22 protein-coding genes and 2 pseudogenes are annotated in these 23,849 nt (G+C 58.1%); 14 read left to right on the forward strand and 10 right to left on the reverse strand.

Translation table 11 applies throughout. The features are described from left to right. Positions 1-61: 61 nt before the first annotated feature. Positions 62-1,555 (reverse strand): aldehyde dehydrogenase, encoded by a 1,494-nt coding sequence (locus tag ACYP2A_RS15365; protein ID WP_459746227.1) that lies wholly within the window; start codon positions 1,553-1,555, stop codon positions 62-64. Between the two features lie 213 nt (positions 1,556-1,768). Here ACYP2A_RS15365 and ACYP2A_RS15370 point away from each other — a divergent pair, with 213 nt between their 5' ends. Both ACYP2A_RS15370 and ACYP2A_RS15375 read left to right on the forward strand, forming a co-directional pair. Further along, on the forward strand, positions 1,769-2,140 hold the full coding sequence (locus ACYP2A_RS15370; RefSeq protein WP_459746228.1) for a cupin domain-containing protein: 372 nt from the start codon (positions 1,769-1,771) through the stop codon (positions 2,138-2,140). A gap of 74 nt (positions 2,141-2,214) precedes the next feature. Continuing rightward, entirely contained in the window at positions 2,215-2,418 is a 204-nt protein-coding gene (locus ACYP2A_RS15375) for a hypothetical protein (RefSeq protein WP_459746229.1), read from the forward strand. 76 nt (positions 2,419-2,494) lie between these two features. Here ACYP2A_RS15375 and rpmG read toward each other — a convergent pair whose 3' ends face one another. Continuing rightward, the gene (gene rpmG / locus ACYP2A_RS15380) at positions 2,495-2,650 is read right to left on the reverse strand and encodes a 50S ribosomal protein L33 (protein ID WP_007894709.1); all 156 of its coding nucleotides are present in this window, start codon (positions 2,648-2,650) and stop codon (positions 2,495-2,497) included. An 11-nt stretch (positions 2,651-2,661) separates the two neighbouring features. Continuing rightward, positions 2,662-2,895: a 50S ribosomal protein L28 gene (rpmB, locus tag ACYP2A_RS15385; protein ID WP_459746230.1), complete on the reverse strand. Its 234-nt coding sequence runs from the start codon at positions 2,893-2,895 to the stop codon at positions 2,662-2,664. 355 nt (positions 2,896-3,250) lie between these two features. On the opposite strand from rpmB, the gene ACYP2A_RS15390 reads away from it, so the two are divergent. Further along, the gene (locus ACYP2A_RS15390; RefSeq protein WP_459746231.1) at positions 3,251-4,837 is read left to right on the forward strand and encodes an ABC transporter substrate-binding protein; all 1,587 of its coding nucleotides are present in this window, start codon (positions 3,251-3,253) and stop codon (positions 4,835-4,837) included. 60 nt (positions 4,838-4,897) lie between these two features. On the opposite strand, the gene radC is transcribed toward ACYP2A_RS15390, so the two are convergent. After that, on the reverse strand, positions 4,898-5,572 hold the full coding sequence (gene radC, locus ACYP2A_RS15395) for a RadC family protein (protein ID WP_459746233.1): 675 nt from the start codon (positions 5,570-5,572) through the stop codon (positions 4,898-4,900). 148 nt (positions 5,573-5,720) lie between these two features. On the opposite strand from radC, the gene coaBC reads away from it, so the two are divergent. The 5 genes from coaBC (at position 5,721) to ACYP2A_RS15420 (ending at position 11,375) form a co-directional block, all read left to right on the forward strand. Continuing rightward, the gene (coaBC, locus tag ACYP2A_RS15400; RefSeq protein ID WP_459746234.1) at positions 5,721-6,929 is read left to right on the forward strand and encodes a bifunctional phosphopantothenoylcysteine decarboxylase/phosphopantothenate--cysteine ligase CoaBC; all 1,209 of its coding nucleotides are present in this window, start codon (positions 5,721-5,723) and stop codon (positions 6,927-6,929) included. A gap of 6 nt (positions 6,930-6,935) precedes the next feature. Next, positions 6,936-7,391 carry a dUTP diphosphatase gene (dut, locus tag ACYP2A_RS15405; protein ID WP_459746236.1) on the forward strand — a complete coding sequence of 152 codons (456 nt, stop codon included), beginning with the start codon at positions 6,936-6,938 and terminating at the stop codon, positions 7,389-7,391. A gap of 21 nt (positions 7,392-7,412) precedes the next feature. After that, a complete protein-coding gene (locus ACYP2A_RS15410; protein ID WP_459746237.1) occupies positions 7,413-9,980 on the forward strand; it encodes a phosphomannomutase/phosphoglucomutase in 2,568 nt (855 codons plus the stop codon). A gap of 28 nt (positions 9,981-10,008) precedes the next feature. Next, a complete protein-coding gene (gene argB / locus ACYP2A_RS15415; RefSeq protein ID WP_459746238.1) occupies positions 10,009-10,917 on the forward strand; it encodes an acetylglutamate kinase in 909 nt (302 codons plus the stop codon). A 134-nt stretch (positions 10,918-11,051) separates the two neighbouring features. Then, entirely contained in the window at positions 11,052-11,375 is a 324-nt protein-coding gene (locus ACYP2A_RS15420) for a helix-turn-helix domain-containing protein (RefSeq protein ID WP_459746239.1), read from the forward strand. 7 nt (positions 11,376-11,382) lie between these two features. Here ACYP2A_RS15420 and ACYP2A_RS15425 read toward each other — a convergent pair. Beyond that, positions 11,383-12,033: pseudogene (locus ACYP2A_RS15425) on the reverse strand (ATP-binding protein); the annotation flags it as partial. A 255-nt stretch (positions 12,034-12,288) separates the two neighbouring features. Here ACYP2A_RS15425 and ACYP2A_RS15430 point away from each other — a divergent pair. The 6 genes and pseudogenes from ACYP2A_RS15430 (at position 12,289) to ACYP2A_RS15455 (ending at position 18,187) form a co-directional block, all read left to right on the forward strand. Further along, positions 12,289-12,834, forward strand: coding sequence for a TnsA endonuclease N-terminal domain-containing protein (locus ACYP2A_RS15430; protein WP_459746266.1), 546 nt, complete (start codon positions 12,289-12,291; stop codon positions 12,832-12,834). Next, entirely contained in the window at positions 12,831-14,759 is a 1,929-nt protein-coding gene (locus tag ACYP2A_RS15435) for a Mu transposase C-terminal domain-containing protein (protein ID WP_459746240.1), read from the forward strand. The genes ACYP2A_RS15430 and ACYP2A_RS15435 overlap by 4 nt, the downstream gene beginning before the upstream one ends. After that, the gene (locus ACYP2A_RS15440) at positions 14,756-15,646 is read left to right on the forward strand and encodes a TniB family NTP-binding protein (RefSeq protein WP_459746241.1); all 891 of its coding nucleotides are present in this window, start codon (positions 14,756-14,758) and stop codon (positions 15,644-15,646) included. Before ACYP2A_RS15435 ends, ACYP2A_RS15440 begins: the two co-directional genes overlap by 4 nt. After that, positions 15,604-16,071, forward strand: a pseudogene (locus tag ACYP2A_RS15445) (TniQ family protein); the annotation flags it as partial. The gene ACYP2A_RS15440 and the pseudogene ACYP2A_RS15445, both read left to right, overlap by 43 nt. Before the next feature lie 105 nt (positions 16,072-16,176). Next, positions 16,177-16,725, forward strand: a complete 549-nt coding sequence (locus ACYP2A_RS15450) for a hypothetical protein (RefSeq protein WP_459746270.1) — start codon at positions 16,177-16,179, stop codon at positions 16,723-16,725. A gap of 670 nt (positions 16,726-17,395) precedes the next feature. After that, positions 17,396-18,187, forward strand: a complete 792-nt coding sequence (locus ACYP2A_RS15455; protein WP_459746242.1) for a hypothetical protein — start codon at positions 17,396-17,398, stop codon at positions 18,185-18,187. On the opposite strand, the gene ACYP2A_RS15460 is transcribed toward ACYP2A_RS15455, so the two are convergent. From ACYP2A_RS15460 to ACYP2A_RS15480, 5 genes are all read right to left on the reverse strand, one after another. Next, positions 18,159-19,901, reverse strand: a complete 1,743-nt coding sequence (locus tag ACYP2A_RS15460; RefSeq protein ID WP_459746243.1) for a hypothetical protein — start codon at positions 19,899-19,901, stop codon at positions 18,159-18,161. The genes ACYP2A_RS15455 and ACYP2A_RS15460 overlap by 29 nt on opposite strands. A gap of 94 nt (positions 19,902-19,995) precedes the next feature. After that, positions 19,996-20,553 carry a DUF6037 family protein gene (locus ACYP2A_RS15465; RefSeq protein ID WP_459746245.1) on the reverse strand — a complete coding sequence of 186 codons (558 nt, stop codon included), beginning with the start codon at positions 20,551-20,553 and terminating at the stop codon, positions 19,996-19,998. 48 nt (positions 20,554-20,601) lie between these two features. After that, complete coding sequence (locus ACYP2A_RS15470) at positions 20,602-20,946, reverse strand: DUF6527 family protein (protein ID WP_459746246.1); 345 nt, start codon at positions 20,944-20,946, stop codon at positions 20,602-20,604. Continuing rightward, positions 20,946-22,322, reverse strand: a complete 1,377-nt coding sequence (locus ACYP2A_RS15475) for a ThiF family adenylyltransferase (RefSeq protein WP_459746249.1) — start codon at positions 22,320-22,322, stop codon at positions 20,946-20,948. The genes ACYP2A_RS15470 and ACYP2A_RS15475 overlap by 1 nt, the downstream gene beginning before the upstream one ends. Then, positions 22,319-23,410: a multiubiquitin domain-containing protein gene (locus tag ACYP2A_RS15480; RefSeq protein WP_459746251.1), complete on the reverse strand. Its 1,092-nt coding sequence runs from the start codon at positions 23,408-23,410 to the stop codon at positions 22,319-22,321. The genes ACYP2A_RS15475 and ACYP2A_RS15480 overlap by 4 nt, the downstream gene beginning before the upstream one ends. Between the last annotated feature and the right edge of the window lie 439 nt (positions 23,411-23,849).

Below are 23,849 nucleotides of genomic sequence, written 5' to 3' on the forward strand. Positions count from 1 at the left end.
ACCGCTCCACAGACAAAAAAAACGCCCGCCCCCCACTGCTGAGGGGCGGGCATGGTTGAAATTACAACTTGATCCAGGTCGCTTTCAGCTCGGTGTACTTGTCGAACGCATGCAGCGACTTGTCGCGGCCGTTGCCCGATTGCTTGAAGCCCCCGAACGGCGCGGTCATGTCGCCGCCGTCGTACTGGTTGACCCACACGCTGCCGGCACGCAGCGCCTTGGCGGTCAGGTGTGCCTTGGACAGATCCGACGTCCACACCGCAGCGGCCAGGCCGTACTGGGTGTCGTTGGCGATGCGAATGGCTTCTTCAGCGCTGTCGAAGGTGATCACCGACAGTACCGGGCCGAAGATTTCTTCCTGGGCGATCTTCATGGCGTTGTTCACGCCATCGAAGATGGTCGGCTCGACGTAGGTGCCGCCGGTCTCTTCCAGAATGCGCTTGCCGCCGGCCACCAGCTTGGCGCCGTCGGCATGCCCGGCTTCGATGTACGACAGCACGGTGTTCATCTGCTGGGTGTCGACCAGCGCACCGATGGTGGTCGCAGGGTCCAGCGGGTTACCCGGTTTCCAGCCCTTGAGTGCTTCGATTACCAGCGGCAGGAACTGGTCCTTGATCGAGCGCTCGACCAACAGTCGCGAGCCTGCGGTGCAGACCTCGCCCTGGTTGAAGGCGATCGCGCTGGCCGCGGCTTCGGCGGCAGCCTGCAGGTTCGGTGCGTCGGCAAACACAATGTTCGGGCTCTTGCCACCGGCTTCCAGCCAGACCCGCTTCATGTTCGACTCGCCGGAATAGATCAGCAATTGCTTGGCGATTTTGGTCGAACCGGTGAACACCACGGTGTCGACGTCGTTGTGCAGTGCCAGCGCCTTGCCCACGGTGTGGCCATGGCCGGGCAGCACGTTGAGTACGCCGGCCGGAATGCCGGCCTCGATGGCCAGTTGCGCGATGCGGATGGCGGTCAGCGGGGATTTTTCCGACGGCTTGAGGATGACCGAGTTGCCGGTCGACAGTGCAGGCCCCAGTTTCCAGCTGGCCATCAGCAGCGGGAAGTTCCACGGCACGATGGCGGCAACCACACCGACCGGTTCGCGGGTCACCAGGCCCAGTTGGTTGTGCGGGGTGGCGGCGACTTCGTCGTACAGCTTGTCGATGGCCTCGCCGCTCCAGCTCAGTGCCTGGGCAGCACCGGGAATATCGATGCTGGAGGAGTCGCCGATCGGCTTGCCCATGTCGAGGGTTTCAAGCAGGGCGAGCTCTTCGACATGCTGGCGGATCAAGGCGGCAAAGCGGATCATGGTGGCCTTGCGCTTGGCCGGCGCCATGCGCGACCAACTGCCGGACTCGAACACCTTGCGGGCGCTTTCGACTGCTTGCTGCGCGTCTGCGCTGTCGCAGCTGGCGACCTTGGCCAGCAGCCGGCCATCGACCGGGCTGATGCAGTCGAAGGTGGCGCCGCTGGCGGCATCGGTATATTGGCCCTGGATAAAGGCACGGCCTTCGATCTTCAGATCGCGGGCGCGTTGTTCCCAGTCAGCAAGCGTCAGGGTGGTCATACGCATGTCCTCTTACTGTTCGATGATGGTCTGGCTGTGGATCGAAGACAGCCATAAAGGTTCGCCACCCTAAACCAGCATCCGTGAAAAAAGCCAATATATTTGACAAAATCGGTAACAAAAGCCTCATGTGTTTAATTTATTGAACGATCACATGAGCAAGCATCATCCGCTGCTTCGTAATGTATCTATCAACTGCTCAAGGGGATCTGCATGACCATTCAGACCATCGTCGATTTCAGTGAAGCCGGCACCGCAGCCGAACGTTATCGCCCTGCCCCGGAAAAAATCCTCAAGGGCGACCCGCAGCAGACCGTCTACAACCACTACAACAGCCCGTGCGCGCAATTCAGCGCCGGCGTGTGGGAAGGTGAACCCGGCCAGTGGCAGGTGAACTACACCGAGCACGAGTACTGCGAGATCGTGCATGGCGTGTCGGTGCTGCGCGATGAGCAAGGTCAGGCCAAGACCCTGCGTGCCGGCGACCGCTTCGTCATTCCGGCAGGCTTCAAGGGCACTTGGGAGGTGCTCGAAACATGTCGCAAGATTTATGTGATTTTTGAAGCCGTAGCTATAGATAAGTAACGCACCGCAGGGGCTGTTCAGGGTGATGCTGAAGGCGTCCAGATCAACGGACTCAATGTTCAAGGAAGACAAACATGAATAACGACGAAATCACCCAGACCCTGCAATTTCTGATCGGCAGCCGCTATGTGCCGGCTGCACGGGGGTACATCAGCGAACTGACCGGTCGTGCTCGCGTGCATGGCCCTCGTGATATCACCACCAGGGAATACGATCTGGACCGCATCACTGTGCAGGCCGATGCTGATGACAGCATCACCGGCTTCAGCTTTGGCTGATTGCGTTTCTGCCTGAGCGACACGAAAAAGGCCCGTATCTCGCGATACGGGCCTTTTTTGTGGAAGCTAAAATCAATTACTTGATTTTGCCTTCCTTGTAGATCACGTGCTTGCGAACAACCGGATCAAATTTCTTGATCTCGATCTTGTCCGGAGTAGTACGCTTGTTCTTGTCGGTCGTGTAGAAGTGACCGGTACCAGCGCTCGAAATCAAACGAATCAATTCACGCATGATCAGTCTCCTTAGATCTTGCCGTCGCGACGCAGGTCAACCAGGACCGCATCGATACCGCGTTTGTCGATGATACGCATGCCTTTGGCGGAAACGCGCAGGCGAACGAAACGTTTTTCACTCTCAACCCAGAAGCGGTGATGCTGCAGGTTTGGCAGGAAACGACGACGGGTTTTGTTGTTTGCGTGGGAAATGTTATTCCCGGTTACCGGACCCTTACCGGTAACTTGACAGACTCTCGACATGCCTCAGCCCTCTAAAACCACATGCCCAACCCGGCATGGGTTGGCCGCTTAATCTCTCAGTCATTCGGCGCATGGTGCGCCGCGTTTCTTCAAGGGTCTTACCGACTTCACCTGATGGGTAAAGAGCCGGGCCCTAGAAAAGAGCGCTGCTTTATACCAGAAACCCCGGCAGTCAACAACTGGCAAAGTGTTTTGCAATGCCCTTGCACGGCCAATGCCCATGCCTGCGGCGGTCATCGTCAATCGACCGCTCGTCGCACCGCATTGATTGTTCTGTGCCATGACATCGTCTAGGGTACATCCCTCACCAGACTGCACCGGCAGATGGGGCCCTATCTGAACAGGAATTATAGCCATGCGCTTAGCTGCACTCCCTATTTTGCTCGCCCCGCTGCTGTTTCCGGCCATCACCCAGGCCGCTAACCTTGTCGTGTGCACCGAAGCCAGCCCCGAGGGCTTCGATGTCGTGCAATACAACTCGCTGACCACCACCAATGCGTCGGCCGATGTGTTGATGAACCGCCTGGTGGACTTCGATGCACAGAGCGCCAGGCTGGTGCCGAGTCTGGCTGAAAGCTGGACGGTGTCGGCCGATGGCCTGACCTATGACTTCAAGCTGCGCAGCGGGGTCAAGTTTCACAGCACCGACTACTTCAAGCCGACCCGCGAGCTGAATGCCGACGACGTGCTGTTCAGCTTCAATCGCATGCTCGATGCGCAGAATCCGTGGCACAAGATCGCGCAGAGCGGCTTTCCGCATGCGCAATCGATGCAGTTGCCTTCGCTGATCAAGAAGATCGAAGCGCCTGACCCGCACACTGTGCGTTTTGTCCTGAGCCGTGCCGACGCCACCTTTCTGGCGACCCTGAGCATGGGCTTCGCCTCGATCTACTCGGCCGAATACAGCGACCAGTTGCTCAAGGCCGGCACGCCGGAAAAACTCAACACCCAGCCGGTCGGCACCGGGCCGTTCGTGTTCAAGCGCTTCCAGAAAGACGCCGTGGTGCGCTACAGCGGCAACCCGGATTACTTTGCCGGCAAGCCGGCCATCGACACGCTGGTCTACGCCATTACCCCGGACGCCAACGTGCGCCTGCAAAAGATCCGCCGTAACGAATGCCAGGTGGCCCTGTCGCCCAAGCCGCTGGATATCGCGGCGGCCAGCGAGGATGCGAACCTCAAGGTCGAGAAGACTGAAGCCTTCATGACCGCCTTCGTGGCCATCAACACCCAGCACCCGCCGTTCGACAAGCCCGAAGTGCGTCAGGCCGTGAACCTGGCGTTCGACAAGGCCAACTACCTCAAGGCCGTGTTCGAAGGCACCGCCGAAAGCGCCGCTGGTCCGTTTCCGGCCACCACCTGGAGTTACGCCAAGGACTTGCCGGGCTATGCCCACGACGTCGCCAAGGCCAAGGCACTCGTGGCCAAGGCTGGTATGAAGGAAGGCACCAGGACTACGATCTGGACCCGGCCGTCGAGCAGCCTGCTCAACCCCAATCCGGGGCTGGGCGCGCAACTGCTGCAAGCCGATCTCAAGCAGATCGGCATCGACGCCGAAATCAGGGTCATCGAATGGGGCGAACTGATTCGCCGTGCCAAGGCCGGCGAGCATGACCTGCTGTTCATGGGCTGGGCCGGTGACAACGGTGACCCGGATAACTTCCTGACCCCGCAGTTTTCCTGCGCCGCTGTGCAATCGGGCACCAACTTCGCCCGTTACTGCGACAAGGGCCTGGACAAGCTGATCAGCGACGGCAAGTCGACCAGCGATCAGGCCGCACGCAGCAAGCTCTATCAGCAGGCCCAGGCGCAGATCCAGCAACAGGCACTGTGGCTGCCCCTGGCCCACCCGACCGCCGCTGTGCTGACCCGCAAGGAGGTCAGCGGTTATCAGGTCAATCCGTTTGGCCGCCAGGATTTCTACAAGGTGGATGTGAAATAACCCTGGCCGATCCGCATCGTCGCCTACAGGCCTTGCCGTCGCGTCGAGGTGTTCTTGCCGCTACATCAGGCCGCGCTCGACCAGTGACAGCGGCTCGCCGTCGCCGATGATCACGTGATCGAGCACCTCGACATCGATCAGCGCCAGCGTCTCCATCAGCCGTTTGGTCAGCTCGATGTCGGCGCGGCTGGGCTCGCTGACGCCCGAAGGGTGGTTGTGGCAGAGGATCAGGCTGGCGGCGTTGTGCGCCAGGGCGCGCTTGACCACTTGCCGCGGGTGGACATAGGCGGCATTGATCGAGCCATGAAACAGCACCTCGAACGCCAGCACCCGATGCTTGCTGTCGAGAAACAGGCAGCCGAACACCTCATGCGGCTCGTGGCGCAACAGCGACTTGAGGTAACTGCGCACCTGTTCGGGGTTTTCCAGCGCCGAATCGCGGCGCAGCGTCTCGGCCATGTGCCGGCGTGCCATCTCCAGCACCGCCTGCAACTGGGCAAATTTTGCCGGCCCCAGCCCCAGGTGCGCGCTGAAGGCCGTAAGGTCGGATTCGAGCAGGGTGCGCAGGCTGCCAAACTGACTCAATAGATGCCGGGCCAGGTCGACCGCGCTGTGCCCGGCCACCCCGGTGCGCAGAAAAATGGCCAGAAGTTCGGCATCCGAAAGGCTGGTCGCCCCCAGTGCCAACAATCGCTCGCGCGGACGTTCCGCGGCGGGCCAGTCACGAATACTCATAACACCTCCTTGTGTTGTGCGTGCACTGCCATGGACGTCGCTGTTCCAGTGCAGACGCTGTGCTATCTTAGCCCATCTTTTTTGCGCGGCGACCCGGCCTGGGGAGGCGTCATCGCCATCGCGCCATTGACCAAGACAAGGCAGGCCTATGCAGCGGCTGTATCGAAAACGCATCGTTCTGGGCGTCGGCGGCGGCATCGCGGCCTACAAGAGCGCTGAACTGGTTCGCCGCTTGCGCGACCAGGGCGCCGAAGTGCGTGTCGTCATGACCCGCGCCGGGGCGGAATTCATTACCCCTCTGACCATGCAAGCCCTCTCGGGACACCCGGTACACCTGGACCTGCTGGACCCGGCAGCGGAAGCGGCCATGGGACATATCGAGCTGGCCAGGTGGGCCGACCTGATCCTCATCGCCCCCGCCACCGCCGACCTCATCGCCCGGCTGGCCCAGGGCATCGCCAATGACCTGCTGACCACCATCGTGCTGGCCACCGACGCCACCGTGGCCATTGCCCCGGCCATGAACCAGGCCATGTGGCGCGACCACACGGTGCAGGCCAATACCCGCCAGCTCGAAGATCGCGGCTGGAAGGTGTTTGGCCCGGCGTCCGGCGTGCAGGCCTGTGGTGATGTGGGCTTCGGGCGCATGCTCGAACCCGGTGACCTGGCCCTGTGCGCGGCCGAGTGTTTCCAGCGCCTGAGCCTGACCGGCCAGCACGTGGTCATTACCGCCGGCCCGACCCAGGAAAACATCGACCCGGTGCGCTATATCACCAACCACAGCTCCGGCAAGATGGGCTTTGCCCTCGCCGAGGCGGCTGTGGAAGCCGGCGCCAGGGTCACGCTGATCACCGGCCCGGTGAGTCTGGCGACCCCGGACCGGGTGACGCGCATCGATGTGGTCAGCGCCCGCGACATGCTCGCGGCCTGTGAAGCGGCGATTCCATGCGACCTGTTCATCGCCTCGGCGGCGGTGGCGGACTACCGCCCTGAAGTCATCGCCCCGCACAAACTTAAGAAAGATCCTACGAACGGCGACGGCTTGCTGCTGCAGATGGTCCGCAACCCGGACATTCTGGCCACCATTGCCACGCGTCCCGACCGTCCTTTCAGTGTCGGCTTTGCCGCCGAGACCGAGCACTTGCTCGACTATGCTGCACGCAAGCTCAAGGACAAGAACCTCGACCTGATCGTCGCCAACGATGTGGCCAACCCCAGCATCGGCTTCAACAGCGAGGAAAACGCTTGCAGCGTGATTGACCGGGCGTTGCACGCAACGCTCTTTGCCCAGACCAGCAAGGGCAAGATTGCCCGCCAGCTGATCACCTTTATCGCAGAACGCATGAATCAGGCCTGACTACGAATGCACGCTCTACAAGCCAAGATCCTCGACCCTCGCATTGGCAGCGACTTCCCTCTCCCGGCCTACGCCACTGGCGGTTCGGCAGGTCTCGACCTGCGCGCCATGCTGCAACAGGACACGGTCCTTGAGCCGGGCCAGACCCTGTTGATCCCTACAGGACTTTCGATCTACATCCAGGACCCAGGCCTTGCCGCCATGATCCTGCCGCGCTCGGGGCTGGGCCACAAACACGGCATTGTGCTGGGTAATCTGGTCGGCCTTATCGACTCCGATTATCAGGGTGAACTGATGGTTTCGTGCTGGAACCGTGGCCAGACACCGTTCACCATCGCCATCGGCGAGCGCATCGCCCAACTGGTGCTGGTGCCGGTGGTGCAGGCGCATTTCGAGCTGGTCGACGAGTTTCAGCAGACCGAACGCGGTGCTGGCGGATTCGGTCATTCGGGCAGCCATTGATCCCTCACGGAGAACAGTCGGGTGAAAGGCAGTCAGCTCAGCACAGCGAAGCATTCAGCAGCAGATAGCCCGGCGCCTGCCTCGGCAGGCCTGAACGCTCTGCTGCCCGGCCTGATCCCGGCGTTGATCGGCCTTGCGGCGGGTGTCCTGCTGGTCGGTATCGGCCTGTCCGGCAACCCGCAGCAGTATCAGCAACAGGTACAGGCCTGGGGTAACAGCCAGGCCGCCGCCATCAACCTGGCGCTGCGCCAGATCGATGCCGACACCCGCGCGGCGGCCAGCAACCCGGCCCTTGCCCAGCTTGTGCAAGGCAACGACCCGCAAGCGCTCAAGGCCGCCCAGGAGCCGTTTCGCTATTGGGACGGTGTCGTCGGTGCGCGGATCAGCCCCAAAGGCCTGGCCGACACCGATAGCCAGGGCCCTGTGCCGGTGAGCTTTTCCACGCTCGACATGCTCAACAAGGCGATTCAGGGCCAGGCGCCGGCGCCCGAGGCACGCAAGATCGACGAGCGCTGGGTGATCTACAGTGCTGCCGCCCTGCGCAGCGACGCCAGCCAGCCTGCCAGCGGAACGCTGCTACTGGCCTTCGATGTGCAGCGCCTGCTCAGCGCCATGCCGGCGATTCCTGACGATGCTGGCCGGGTCGTGCTCAGTCAGCAGTTCGGTGACGGCCCTGCGCAAGTCTTTGTTCAGCGCGGCAATGACAGCGGCGCAACGCCTGTGAAGTTCAGCATCGGCTACCCCGGATGGCAGCTCACGTTTACGCCGGGCGCGGCCTTGCAAAGTTCACCGCCCTGGCTACTGTTGGGCCTGGCCGTCCTGCTTGCACTGGGTGGCATCGTTCTGGGTCTGTACCTCAATGAGCGCGCCCTGCAACGGCGAATCAGTGCCGATGCACGGCAGCTCGATCAACTGCTGCAAGAACTCTCTGGCGGAAAAACCGTCAAACCTTTCGGTTTGAGCCTGCCAGCCCTGCAAGGCCTGGCCCAGGCCCTGGCCCGTTTTTCGCTGCGCGGCCCTGCGCACGCGGGCGCGCACAGCGCTGCAAGCAGCGTTGCAGTAGCACCACCGCTACCGCCCACCGTCCCGGACCTTGAGCTGCGCGATCCGCTGTTCCAGGACACCGATATTCTCGATATCGACCTTCTCGACGACAACCAGAATTTCCTGAGATCGGAGCTCTCCCCCACAATGAACAGCCCAGCATCCGTGGCACCCCAGCTACCCGACACCATTTTCCGCGCCTATGACATTCGTGGCGTGGTTGGCGACACCCTTCATGCCGAAACCGCTTACTGGATCGGCCGCGCCATCGGCGCCCAGAGCCTGGCCGAGAACGAACCCAACGTCAGCGTCGGCCGTGACGGTCGCCTGTCCGGCCCGGAGCTTTCGCAACAATTGATCCAGGGCCTGGTCGACAGCGGCTGCCACGTCAGCGATGTCGGCCTGGTGCCAACGCCTGCGCTGTACTACGCCGCCAATGTGCTGGCCGGCAAGACCGGCGTCATGCTCACCGGCAGCCACAACCCCAAGGACTACAACGGCTTCAAGATCGTGATCGCCGGCGACACCCTGGCCAACGAGCAGATTCAGGCCTTGCTGCAACGCATCCGCAGCAACGACTTGCCGACCGGGCCGGGCAGCGTCACCCCGGTAGAGATCCTGGGCAGCTACGCCGATTACATCAAGAACGACATCGCCCTGGCCCGCAAGCTCAAGGTCGTGGTCGACTGCGGCAACGGTGCGGCCGGCGTAATTGCCCCGCAACTGATCGAAGCGCTGGGCTGCGAGGTTATTTCGCTGTTCGCCGAAGTCGACGGCAACTTCCCTAACCATCACCCGGACCCGGGCAAGCTGGAAAACCTTCAGGACCTGATCGCCAAGGTCAAGGAAACCGGTGCCGACCTGGGCCTGGCCTTCGACGGCGACGGCGACCGCGTCGGTGTGGTGACCAACGAAGGCAACGTGGTCTATCCCGACCGCCTGCTGATGCTGTTTGCCCTGGACGTGCTGGAACGCAATCCGGGTGCCGACATCATTTTCGACGTCAAATGTACCCGTCGCCTGACCCCGCTGATCAGCGAACATGGCGGCCGCCCGGTGATGTGGAAGACCGGTCACTCGCTGATCAAGAAACAGATGAAAAAGAGCGGTGCCCTGCTGGCCGGCGAAATGAGCGGGCACATCTTCTTCAAGGAGCGCTGGTTCGGTTTCGACGACGGTATCTACAGCGCCGCACGCCTGCTGGAAATTCTCAGCCAGAAGAGCGAAAACGCCGAAGACCTGTTTGCGTCCTTCCCGGAAGACGTTTCGACGCCGGAAATCAATATCAAGGTGACCGATGTCACCAAGTTCAGCATCATTGAGGCCCTGGAAAAGGACGCTCAATGGGGCGACGCAAAACTGACCAGTATCGACGGCGTGCGGGTTGATTATCCGCAGGGCTGGGGTCTGGTGCGTGCCTCCAACACGACACCTGTGCTGGTGCTGCGCTTCGAAGCTGAAACCGAAGCTGAATTGCAGCGCATCCAGAGCGTCTTCCATACCGAGCTCAAGAAAGTTGCGCCGGACCTCGAACTGCCGTTCTGATTGTTTTGATCTTTGACTGGAGCCCCGAATGACCCTCGATCGTGATGCCGCCACCAACGTCGCCAAGGTATTGTCCGAAGCGCTGCCTTACATCCGCCGCTTTGTCGGCAAGACGCTGGTCATCAAGTACGGCGGCAACGCCATGGAGAGCGAAGAGCTGAAAACCGGCTTCGCCCGCGACATCGTGCTGATGAAAGCGGTTGGCATCAACCCGGTGGTGGTGCACGGCGGCGGGCCGCAGATCGGTGATCTGCTCAAGCGCCTGTCCATCGAAAGCCACTTCATCGATGGCATGCGCGTCACCGACGCGCAGACCATGGACGTGGTCGAAATGGTCCTCGGTGGCCAGGTCAACAAGGACATCGTCAACCTGATCAACCGCCATGGCGGCAGCGCCATCGGCCTGACCGGCAAGGACGCCGAGCTGATTCGTGCGAAAAAGCTCACCGTTACCCGCCAGACCCCGGAAATGACCAAGCCCGAAATCATCGACATCGGTCATGTGGGCGAAGTGGTCGGGGTCAACACCGACCTGCTGAACATGCTGGTCAAAGGCGACTTCATTCCGGTGATCGCGCCCATCGGCGTCGGCCCTGACGGCGAGTCGTACAACATCAACGCCGACCTGGTCGCCGGCAAGGTGGCCGAAGCCCTCAAGGCCGAGAAACTGATGCTGCTGACCAACATCGCAGGCCTGATGGACAAGCAGGGCCACGTACTGACCGGCCTGACCACCGAGCAGGTCGACGGCCTGATCGCCGACGGCACCATCTACGGCGGCATGCTGCCGAAGATTCGTTGCGCACTGGAAGCGGTACAAGGCGGCGTGCACAGCTCGCACATCATCGACGGCCGGGTGCCGAACGCGGTGCTGCTGGAAATCTTCACCGACAGCGGCGTCGGTACCCTGATCACCAATCGCAAGCCTCGCGGCTAACGGTTGCAGGTAAAAAAGCCCCGCCCGCGCTTGCGCTGGCGGGGCTTTTTCTTGCCTGAACGCCAAGGTATCTCGTCATAAAGTATCACTGTATGCTGCCTTAAACCGTATAAGGTATTCCAGGGTGATCCCTTATGAAGGACTACTTTCCAGTCCAGAGCTCAACCATGCTTTACAGAGTCGGCCTGCTGGTCAGGCAGGCACGCCTGCGCATGGCCTTGAGACAAGTCGATCTGGCCCAGCGGGCCGGCATATCTCTGCGCACGGTGCGCCACATCGAGGCCGGCAAGGCCGATGGCGTCTCTTTGCGCGACTTTATGCTGACGCTGTTTACCGTTGGCGTTTCCGATCGGGTATTCCAGGCCTTGCAGGACGACCCAAGGTTTGCCACCGATGAACTGCAGGCCAATAGCGACAGGCGAGTGCGACTGGTGCGCAGTCGTCCGGAGGACTTTTGATGGCCGCTCACTGACTCGCCGGCCGATACTGCAACGCTTCGGCGATATGATTGCGCTCGATGGCGTCCTTGCCTTCCAGATCGGCCAGGGTGCGCGCCACTTTCAATAAGCGGTGTGCCGCGCGAAGGGACAGGGTCAGGCGTTCGCAGGCCGTTTCCAGCCATTTCTCGTCGGCTGTGGATAACGGGCAGTGGGCGCGCAGGCCCGGCAGGTCGAGGATGGCGTTGGCGCAGCCCTGGCGCCGTTGCTGGCGCTCACGGGCCTCGGCCACTTTGGCCGCCGCACTGGCGGTGGTTTCGCCGCCCGTTGCGGTGGCCATCAAAGATGTGGCCTCACGTGCCACGGTCAGGTGCAGGTCAATGCGGTCCAGCAGCGGGCCAGACAGTTTGTTACGGTAACGCTGGATCTGATCGGTAGAGCAACGGCAGCGCCCGCTGGGCTCGCCGAGATAGCCGCAGGGGCATGGGTTCATGGCGGCCACCAGTTGAAAGCGAGCCGGGAAGCGTATCCGGTCGCGCGCCCGGGCGATCACGATATGTCCTGACTCCATCGGTTCACGCAGCACCTCCAGTACGCGGCGGTCGAATTCCGGCAACTCATCCAGAAACAAAACACCGTGGTGGGCCAGGGTGATTTCGCCCGGTTGTGGTCGGCTGCCACTGTCGGCTTTCGAAATTGGTGCGAAAGCGCTAGGCTAGAGGCCGAAAAACGCCGTTCTCAGCTGCTGAAATAAATGCGAAAATCTATCGAAATAGCTGCGACAGGATTGACAATGATTGGAAATAGATGCGACCGGCCTAAGCAGGTCAGAAAGATCAATGCGACTTGGCGCAGCGTTTCAGGTTTTTTGCCGTTCCGAGGCGTTGGAGGCATTCCTTTCGAGTCGCTGCTGGAGCGAGATTTCCTCAAGCTGATGCGGTTCGACCATCGAGTTGAGACAGTCATCGCACAGCCGATTAAGGTCGACTTCGTGGATCCATCCGGCCGGGCTAACACCTACACGCCGGATTTCCTCGTCTACTTCCATCAGGGCGATACCTACCCAGAGGCATACATCAAACCGATGCTCGTGGAGGTGAAACCTGCCTATGAGTGGCGGAAAAATTGGCGGGCTTGGCGAGCCAAGTGGAAGGTTGCCCGTCGCTATGCTCGGGAGGAAGGTTGGTCCTTCAGCATCTATGACGAATCAAGGATCAGGAGCACTGCTCTCGAAAACATCGTGTTTTTGGAGCGTTTCGAGCGGTATACCTTCGACAAGGAAGACATCGACATGGTGCTGGGCACCATCAAAGGCATGGAGGTTGCGCCGGTGCATTACCTATTGGCTCGACACTTCAACGGCATCTATCGAGGGCGTGGAGTTTCACTGCTCTGGCACCTAATTGCTGTGGGTCTGGTTCAGTGCGATATCAACGAACCGCTGAACGAATACCTTGAACTGTGGGTGACCGCGCCATGAACATTTATGAGGTCGATACCGAGGAGCATCTCCAGCCTTTCACACCGTCGAGAGCACGGATAGCGATCGAGGTCGGTGCAATGGTTCGACGTGAGAAGGAAATCTTCCGCATCGTTCAGATCGTCGATTTACAGGTCGTGATTGGTCTTGAGGTGGAAACGGGCAAGTGTGAATCGCTTCGTGTACCTGAACTCAGAGCTGTCGAGCAGGACAAGCTCGACGGCTTGTATGTGAACCACGACGTATCGACCATCAGCTCTGATGACTGGGCCATTGCCCAACAACGCTTTTCTGCGATCCAACCGTTCATCAATCACTCGATCGTCAAGCGCGATAGTGTAGAGAAGCGTGCGAAGGAAGTCGGCGTCGACACTGCGACGCTCTATCGGTGGATCGAGCGCTATCGTAATTGGCATGAGGTGCTGGCGCTGGTTCCCCGTAAACGGGGATGGAAAGCAGGGAGTAGTCGTCTGACCATCCAGGCTGACAAGCTCATCAGTAATGTCATTGATGAGGTCTATCTGAATCCTCAGCGCAAATCGATTCCCTTCTGCATCCGGGAGATTGAGGAGAGATCCAAGGCCATGGGCATTGAGCCCCCCGGTGCCTCTGCCGTCAGGGCCCGGATCAAAAGCATTCCTCAGAAGATCGTGTTACGCCGGCGAGGCTACGCAGACAAAGCCTACAACCGGCACACCCCCTCAGTAGGGCGTTTTCCAGGTGCCGATTACCCGCTGGCGGTCGTACAGATCGACCATACCCCGATTGACCTGATCATTGTGGATGATCGGCATCGCAAGCCCCTTGGCCGGCTCTGGTTGACGCTGGCGATCGATGTACATTCGCGCATGATCACCGGCTATTACCTGGCGTTGGAGGAGCCCTCTGCTATCTCGGTTGGTATGTGTCTGTCGCACTCCTTCCTGCCAAAAGAAAATTGGCTTCTACTCCACAAGGTAGAGGGTGAGTGGCCGGTCTGGGGATTCCCGCGTGTTGTTCACACGGACAATGGAGCTGACTTCAAAGCTGAGGACATCCGGCGTTCGTGCGCGAATTACAACATCGAGAACAATTTCCGTCCTAAAAAGAAGCCCAAATATGGCGGCCATATTGAGCGGCTCCTCGGCAACTTCATGACGATGCTGCATGATCTGCCGGGCACCACGTTTGGCAATATCACGGATCGTGAGGGCTACGATTCAGACAAGCATTCCGCTCTGACAATGGATGAGTTCGAGCGCTGGTTGGTGATGAGCATCATCCTGTATCACAACGAGGTGCATTCTGCGCTGTACATGAGTCCATCGCGTAAATGGCATCTTGGCTTCTTCGGTAACCGTGAATTGGACCCTCTGGTCTGCATCCCGCCGAGACCTGACGATCCTCACACGGTGCAATTGGATTTCATGCCGTACTACGAGCGGACGGTCCAAACTTACGGAGTTCAGATCGACGTCTTCTATTACTCTGAAGCTCTTCGGCACTGGATCAACACCAAGGATCCGCAGACCGGATTGGCCCGAAAGTTTGTGTTCAGGCGCGATCCGAGAGACATCAGCGTGATCTGGTTCTATGACCCGGTGCTCAAGCAGTATTTCCGCGTCCCGGTCGCCAATCAGGCATTCCCTGCGGCGACGGTCTGGGAGTATCGCGCAGCTAAGCAGCAAGCGGTTGATGAGGGTCGTAAGCACGTCGACGAAGCGCTCATTAGCAAAATCATCGTCGAGCGGCGCGCCGTGGTTGAGGACGCTGTATCAACCACCAAAAAGACTCGGCGTGCTGCACAGAAGACTAAAGTCCATAGCAAGAACAGAACCCCTGCTCAGCCCGATAAATCGTTTTCCAATCCAGCACCTGTTCCCATCGCCCCAGTTATTGAGGGGCTTCTTCTTGGCGATGTTGAATTTGATGGGGTCATCCAATGAAGGACTATGCACACCTGCACGTGGATTTCCGACCGGTGATGGACCTGACGGACCGAGAGCGGATTCACTTCATGGGAGAGCCGCGGTGGATCGCCTATAAGTCGGCCGTCAATATCCTTGGCACTTTGGATTCGCTTCTCGAAGCCCACAAGCGTCCTCGGATGCCAAACCTGCTATTGGTCGGAGACTCGAACAACGGCAAAACTACGTTGATCCGTCAGTTCTACAAGCTGCGGGGTGAGGGGTATGCCAACGAAGATAACGAGCCTGTGAGGCCGATTATCCTGGCTGAGTCGCCCACCTCTGCCGACGAGAAAGAGCTGTACATCGCGATTCTGGAGCAGCTATGGATGCCCTACCGGGCAACCGATACCAAGGTAAAGCTGAGGTATCAGGTAACTCATGCGCTCCGAGAGTTGAAGGTCAAGATGTTGATCATCGATGAGATTCACTCGATGCTCACCGGCTCAGCGATCAAGCAGCGCGAAGTGATGAATGCACTCAAGCTGTTATGCAACACACTGATGATTCCCATCGTGGGGGTGGGGACTCCAGACGCTGTCCAGATCCTGCACATTGATCCTCAGCATGCCAGCCGTTTCGATGTGATCAAGCTTGAGACCTGGAAGCTGGATGCTGATTTTCAGCGGCTGCTCAAGGGATTTGAATTGGTACTCCCTCTGAAGAAGCCCTCGAATCTGTTCCAACCAGAACTGGCCCAACTCCTTCATTCGATCTCTGGCGGCAACACGGGCGACTTACACAGACTGTTGGTTGAGTGTGCAACGGAAGCGATCACCTCCGGTAAGGAATGTATTGATCGACCTCTCATCGAGAGCAAGTCGTGGACGCGTCCTACACGTGGCATCCGGCATCTTGTGGTCTGAACCCCAGATGGCCATTTACGCCTCAGCTTCTGGCCGACGAGCTGTTCTCATCGTGGTTGGTGAGAACGGCATTGGTTCACGCTTGCATGCCGGAAACACTCACTGAATTCGCCTGGCCGAATTCGCGAATCTGGTGCGTCGATCTAGACAGAGGGGTGGGCGAATCGCGTCTCTCGATTCTGGCCCGGCTTACTGGGCTTAGTAGTACCGATTTGGCTGCCAGTACGCTCCTTCCTGTATCTCGCGCATTGCACTCCGAAGCTTTCCTGACGGCCAGCAATCTGTGGCCATGGATTTTGGTGTTGGGATGCAGAAATCATTTCCATGCCGGCGGCCTCCAGTGCTGTCCTGCGTGCATGGGGGAGTTAGAGCCGCACTATCTAATTCAAGATCGCCTTGCCTGGCACACCTGTTGCCCTCTCCATCGGTCATTGTTGGTCGATCGTTGTCCGCGTTGTTTATCCGCTCTGCAACCTGCCTTGCTGCATGTAGGGGACAGCCTCGCGCAATGTCATCATTGCGGAGAGAAAATGGAAGCTTGGGCTTCATCCTCCGGCTCTGCTGACGCACTGGCTTTCCAGGAGTTTGCAGATGAGCTTTATGGAGAGTGCACATTCTTCGGGAAGGCCGAGATCAGTTTCGCTGAGTGGATGTTTGTTGCTCGTGTCATTATCAGTCTGCTTCGAGCCATTGTTCGTCATCCCACGGCGTCCTCCAGAATGTTCTGCCGACTGATGGAAGTCGAGCTGGCTGCTTGTCCGATATCATCGGTGGGATTGCCTTTCGAGTATCTGGGGCCTGCTGAGCGTTGTGCGTTCATGGGACCTGCATGGGTGATAATGCAGGCGGGGCCCGAGCGCTTCATCGAGTGCTCAAAGGTTGCATCGCTTCCGCACTCTTTTCTACCTATGCCGAAACGATATGCCCCTGAAATTTTGACTCACATGGCGTCGGCGTTGATGTGTCGCCCACGTTGTTCGCCGAGCATCACCAATCAGGATCTCACCCGCGATCCGTCGAGTGTCTGGCGAATGTGGTTGCGTCTTCAGAGAAGGATTCGTAGAGATGGTATCCACTGAAGTGGGCCGTGAGGCAGGTTGTCACGAATGTGGCCGTGCCATGGTGAAAGCCAAGAAGATTCACAATCACTGCCGCTATTGTGAAAACTGCTATGCGCGTCTTTTCAAGCGCCGGCTATGTCCTGGATGTGGCAATCTTCGCCGGTTACCAAATTTCGATCTCTCGGCCCATTGCGGCCCCTGTGAGCGTGCCGGGGCATGTGTGCGCTGCGGGAAAACCGAGTTTGCCATTGGCATGAGGTCAGACTACGGGCCGGTATGTAAACCCTGTGTTCCATACTTCCGTGAGGCTGAGCCTTGCCAAGCCTGCGGCAAGCTTTCCCAGCGCTTGGCGGTTAGCTCCAAGACGGGCTTGCGCAGTTGCAACAAATGCCGGGAGCTGGCTGGAGCGACGTGTCCGAGTTGCAAGCGGCATCGGGTGCTAGTCGTTGACCAGCATGGTGTATTGCGTTGCAAAGCATGTCACGGTGGGGCTGAGCGTCTTTGCGAGAAGTGCGGTACAGCCATGCCGGCAGGGCGTGGAAAGACGTGTGAAAGCTGTTATTGGATAGGCTTACTCACCAAGCGAGTTGCGGCGAATTTGGCTGGCTTTAGCAGTCCACGGATTCAACAGCACTACGAAGCATTTTCGCAATGGCTTCTGTCTCGGACTGGGGCGAACAGAGCTGCGTTGGCTATCAACGGCCATTACGCGTTCTTCGCCAAGCTCGATGAGCATTGGGGCGAGGTCCCGCCTTACGATCATCTCTTGGCTGTCTTCGGAGCTGCCAGGCTGCGTAAAGCTGAAAACCCGATGCGTTGGCTCCAGGATATCGGTGCGGTTAGCGTAAGCGCCGAAATGCGTGAGGAGCACTCAGAGCAGCGTCGGGTGTCCGAGTTGCTTTCTGAACTGCCCGACTTCTGGTCCAAACAGCTGCTACACGGGTACTACTCAGGCTTTAAGTCGCGTATCGAGAGCAATGAGGTGGATGTGCGATCAGTCCGAATGGCCCTACGCTCTGCGGTAAATTTCCTCACGCTGGCCGCGTTGTCACCTCAAGTGCTCCCGACGATGAAGACACTCGAAGCCTTTTGGCGCAGCTCGCCTGGTCAGGTAGCGGCGATCACGGGATTTGTCGGGTACCTGAACAAGGCGCACAACACCCAGCTGCAAACGCGACCAGAGAAGAAATGGCTCCAAAAAGCCAAGAGAGACAAAGCCGAGCGTGAGCTGGTAGCTCTGTTGAAAGAGGACGCCGATCTCTTATCGGAGGCAACGTGGATCTCGAAGGCACTGGCCTATTTTCACAACATCCGCAGGATAAGCCGGCATCCCCTTGTGTATCGGCCTGAGAGCTTCAATGGCGTGGCAGGATTCAACGTCGAGCATGAGGGCAAGGTTCTCTGGGTACCGTCAGCACGCAGCTACCTGAACGCTCCTATGGATAGCCGAATTACTGCAGAACAACCTTCATCTGTTTGAAGGCACTGATCAGCCTCTTGCGATAGCGAACATTCTGATCCTGGGAGCGATGTGCGATTACGATGGATCCTTTCGGAAACGAACTCATGATGTTTTTGAAAATGCCAAGATTGTTCCTGATCTTTTTACACACCTCTCCTACAAACTGCTCAAACTCAACCGGATCAGAAGTGTGTGCTTTCATAAGCACGCCTGAAAATCCGCGAGGGTTTGGATACCTTTCGCTGGGTTCCTGTCGCTCAATCTCGAAGCAGTAGAAGGTCTGGTTATCGACCACTATTCGCAGGATCATGAAGCCCCGCCGTTGGGAGCCCATCGGTTCGAGGCTCACCCAATGCCACTGGGCTAGTGTGGTCCAATCCAAATCATCCCTGTTGAACAAAATGATCCTTGGTGGGCTGGAAGTGCCGTAATGTGGCGGTGCATACCAGCTAACCTCTGACACACGTTCAGGGTTGTCGCGCTTGATCGAGAGAAACGCATTCCAGATATCGAGCAAAAATCCGTGTGACTCCAACACGACGTCGGAAACGTGTTCGGACTTGCCGACCCCCTTGCCGTTTCCCGTGCCATCGCCGCTGGAATAAGATTCGGCGTCCGGCGGTTGTGGACCCCTTATGCCGCGATTAGTGTCCTTCAACGATTTTATTTTTTTCACTGCACGTTTGGGCCCCAAGGTTTCGAATGGCGGCGTCTTTAGAACCACTTTCTCTCCTTGGGCATCAGGGGGTAGGTATGACTCTTCAGCAAGAAATTCTTCGGCTTGGGCGGTTCTGATGACCTGGGGTAGGACGACATTTTTTCCCTGTTCCCCGCCGGTGGGGTCGAACGATTCCCTGAACACCTCGATCTCTTGTCCTTTGGGCTGTGTGGAACCCAAGAGTCTTAAGCATAGAAATGTGTTTCCTTCATTGATCCAGCGGCCTTGGCACAGCAGTTGGCCTTGCCCCTTGAACCAAGGCCCTACGCTGGGGAATACCTTTGTATTCGGTCCTTTGGATATGAAGGAGGTATTGAGCTTCCTCACCTGATCTTCGGCGTAATCGTCGTATAGAAGGTGTGCGAGGAACACTGCGTCGGCATTGCGCATCGGATCAGTTGGTTTGATAAACCACCTGAAGGCATCGCGTAGCTGACACTTGAAAAAGACTGATCTAGCATCCTTGAGTGTCAGGGTGCTGAGCGCTTTGCAGATCGCCATGTTCCTCGCGTAGGCCCGCACAAAAAATTCGATACAGGGAACGAGAAGGTTCTTTCCCTCGGGCAATCTGAAATTGATTAATGTGCTCAGGTCTCGCGTGAATTTAAGCGGGTAGTCATTCTCATGGAAGACGTTGGCCTGGTCGTCATCAATGAGTGCTGCTCGACTGGTGACCTCCCATTTTTCCGGTGAAAAGTCGATATCGAACTTCATCACCTCCATCACCGTGTCAGAAATGCACTGTCCCCCTCGCCAGATGCTTCCAATGGGGTAGTGAGGCAACGCAGTCAGCGGCACCGAGGCCCAGGTGGGTACCGACGAAGGTATGTCGTTAGTGAGCTTCTTGAACATCACCTCGACTTCGGGAATGGTGCGTTCCCCTCGGGTGTTGGTGCGGATCGAGTTATACCACCAGACGATATGGTCTTCTTTCAGTTTTCCGACGCCGCTTTTGATGTGTCGTAGGTCCGGGCGTGGGTATGAGAATTCGACCCGCTGTACTGGGTAGCTCAAAACGCAGCTCTCCATGCTCTTGAATTGTATTCATCGACCGAGCCCAAGCTCAGGTAGCCCCTTCGCTGATCGACCGCTTATGCTGGGTTCTGGGCTACTTCCAAGACCGCTTAAGATCATCTGCGCTCCATTTGGACGAAGCCCGGTGCTTGACGCTGAACGCGTACGCTTCTGGGCCCAAAAGCTTCATTGTTTTGTCCAGGTTTTCCCGCCGGGGGCCTCGTTCTTTCCAATAAACCCAAGTGTCGAAAAATGGTCGATCCCGCTCCTCCAGATCATGGCGGAGAGATAGAACGCCCGCTGCGGTAGGAACGCGGTCTGGTTGAGCCTCCTGCGGGACAGCCAAGTCCAAGTTCTGGAAGAAACGTGAGGTGCTGAATCCTTGGGTCGATAGCCCGTGAGTTCTCAAGACATTCATCAGTTCATTGAGTTTGTCCCTGCTCAAATAGGTCGACAGTTGAAAGTCATAGGTAATCGGGAGCAGGAAAAACTTGGGATTCTCCCCCCGAGAGGTCAGGGAGAGCTCGTAGGCCCCTCGCATGGAGAACAGGCAATCAAAGCTGGCAGCCCCGTTTTTGAAGAGAAATTGCTGCAAATCGACATCCAGCGCTCGCATGCTCTGCGCCAGTCGTTCCAAACCTTTCATACGCATTAGGTCCGCCTCTCGATGTGTAGGTTTCATCTATTCGGGTGGAGTTGCTCAACTGCACCAGTGGATACGGCCTTTTTTGAGCCAAAAATGTGAGCGGCAGCCGTTGTTCAACCACACCGAGGGGTGAAGCGAAGGATGACCATCAGAGTCGACGCTGTAGTCCCACCGCGGCTTGGCTTCATCAATCACCAGAAGCTCGATAGTTCGGCCGCATCCGCAGGGACACTGCATCCCGACTGACCAGTCTTCGCCGTTATCCTTAGCCAGAACGATCGCGCGAATTGGCATTTTTGAGGGTAGGGAGTCCCCTTTGACGACGATGAGCCGCCGAGGAGGAAGCTGGGCGTCAAATCTCAGTACGAGTTTGCGTATTAACGCTCTGAAGAGGCTCATCAAGTTGCTCCCAGGGCAGGAAGGCCCAGTAGAGGCTCGTAATCACCTTGAGCAAGATTTGGAGACTCGCACCGTGGGAGGTCGCGTTCGGCTTCATGCTCCTCATAGCATCCAGACAGCGAAAACCGAGTGCGTGCATACTTATGGTTGGGATCCTCACGGAAGGGGAAGGCTCGAGCAACATACTCGTTCACGCAGGCGCTTGCTGCTCGCATATTCAACGTGATCACGGATGGCGCCTCTTCTTGAATCCCTGAGATATATCCCTGCTTTACCTGCTCGCTGTGAGCCTTGGGGTTTGTGTTCTTCAGCTCCTCAGCGCTGAGCGACTGGGCGGTGTAGACCTTTCTGGCGAAAAGCGTTGATCCGCCAGGCTGAACGTAGTCAATCCGCCCCAGTACATCATGAATCTGCCGTACGCTCTTGTTTGACAGGCGTGTAGGGATAGTCACGCCGACATCGAGCAATGGGAGGAGGAAGCTCGATGCCATAAGGTCGCAGATCAACCTTCCCTGGTGAGAATCTACGCAGCAGAAGAGAACGTCGGCATCAGATGCGGCCAGCACGGCCTCTCTGCTGAGCACTGTCTTGTTGATGGCCTGGACGATGTTAGGGCCGCGGATTTTCTCGACAGCAGCAGCAAAAACATCGACCTTGGGGCGGGAGTTCTTCGCGTCTTCAAGCGTGGAGTTGAGGATCCGATTGAGGTTCTTGGCTTCGACCTGATCATGGTCGATCAGGATTAGCCGGCCAAATCCGAGTCGAGCGAGTTGTTCGGCCACGATCGAGCCTGTTCCGGATACGCCAACAACCGCAGCGGTGAGATGACCGAGCGTGGCGGTCATATCGGAGGTGAAGGCCAGTGGCTCTGGCTGATCAGAGCCACCAGGGAACCAGTAGCGAATGTCGTCGCCTGGGACAGTGACCATGTCGATGTCCTTAGGGGTTCCACCATTGTGGTAGACCCGCGCTCGCATGGCGCCATTAGGCGTCATGATGGCTGAGCCGTGGAACGTGTCGACCCCTTGATACAGAGAAACCATGGTGCCCGAATCGCTGTCATCATCTACCTGTGAGAACTGGAACAGTCCTCCTGGGTGAGAATGAACAAGGATGATCGAGTGTTTGTGAGGAAGCGCTTGATCAATAGCCTCCTCAAGGTAATCACCTGGCCAAGTGATCGCGTGAGGTTGCCTGACCGCGCACTTATCGTAGGGCACCAAAATCAGCTCTTTGGACAGAAGCTTAAATGTGGACCCAGGAGTGCGGGTACAGATGAGAATAGCTGCGGCCTCTTTACCGTCCCCCGGGAACAGGTGTTCCCGAAGTGCGGTGTAGATCTCGGCCGTCAGTACGAGACGAGATCCGTTGCTCACTGATCGACCTCCTTGTGAATGCAGCCTTCAGCCATCGCCAGTTGAGTCATGACGTTGTCAGTCGTCGGGTTCCACCCGCGGTGGCGAGACCACCGCTGGAAGGGAAGCCCATCAACGTCCACCGTCGCCTCCGTTTGCGGGATCAGGGTGCCATCAGCCTTACGAACCGCTGGGTACAGGTAGAACATATCCATCGCCGTGTTCGGGTAGGTCGATGGAATGCTCAATGCCAGTTGCACGGTTTTTTCGGAATAACCGGAGGGCAGTTGATAGTCGTTGAGCAGCAACCAACGGCCCCCGTCGCTGGTCAGCCGGGTCTCCCAGAGATGCCCAGCAGCGTCCAGATGCTGCTCGTCGCGGTCAAGAAGTTTGAACTCGCGACGAACCGGCATAGCCGTCTCGCCATTGCTTACGTCCTTCTGCGTTAGGCGCAGCTTCTCGATGCCTGCCGGGCGCAGGTCGATCTCGTCGTCGAGAGTCAGGGCGCGTTTAGGTTGATCGCGAACAATCAGGAAGATTTGCCAGTTCTGGTTCGGATCCAAGCCTGCGGTCGAGATGGCCTCGCGTACGGAAATAACCGGCTTCGAGAAGTCGTAAACCTCGCCTTGGATATTGAGCTTCCAGATAGCCTTGCGGGTGATGAAGCGCTCGATGCCGGAAGCATCCAAGTCGATGAGCTGATTATCTTCGACTTCCAGATCGGCCTCGTCCTCACGCTCCAGCAGCAGGCGCTTGGCAAGATCTACCTCCGCGAGTTTGCGGATGGTATGGCCCGAAATTTTCGCGCACGGCCACTCCAGGCGAGCTCCGTCGACAGTCAGGATGTACTTGCGATCCGACTCGATAACGATGAAGCGGTTTGCACCGTCGTGCAGCGTCACCGTCTCCTCGGGGCGGATATCTTCCTGAGCACCGGATTCGAGAAGCTGCAAAACAATTGGCAACTGGTCGGGCTTGAAGCCTGCGGCTGCGGCAATCTGCGCACCGGTAGCCGTACGGTCATCGAGACGTACTTGGCGGAAGTCCAGATCATGACCTGCCACCTCAACGGTGAAAGGGAGGGGATGACACGAGTGTTCAGTTTGCATGGTTAAAAACCTCTAATATTTTCCGCACACATGCGGCTAGGTAGCTTCTTGGATGGAAGCCAGGTTTAGCCGTAGAGGAGAGGAGTCCCAATCAGGTCTTGACTGGTGCGGAACACGCGGAGATACTCATGCTTCGTTTTAGAGGCATCTCGACTCAGACTTTGCGCAATGTGGCGTTGCGCTAGGTTTCTCACCTACGTTGTATCGTCCTTCTTTTAGGGCGCTCTCTGTTTCTTCCTAGCTCCTACTTCATGTATTTGATCTGAGCAGCGGACGCATACCGTTTCACTGCGCTGATAATTTTCTCTCTTTCATCGTAAGCGGATGGCGAACACACCTACCGAACTCCAGCATTAAGGGCGATGGTGTCCGCGTATTTTTAAGCGGACACCATCGCCCTTATCGCCAGGATTTCCATGCGCCAACGAAGCTCTTACCC

Source organism: Pseudomonas sp. 3A(2025), from assembly GCF_054589175.1.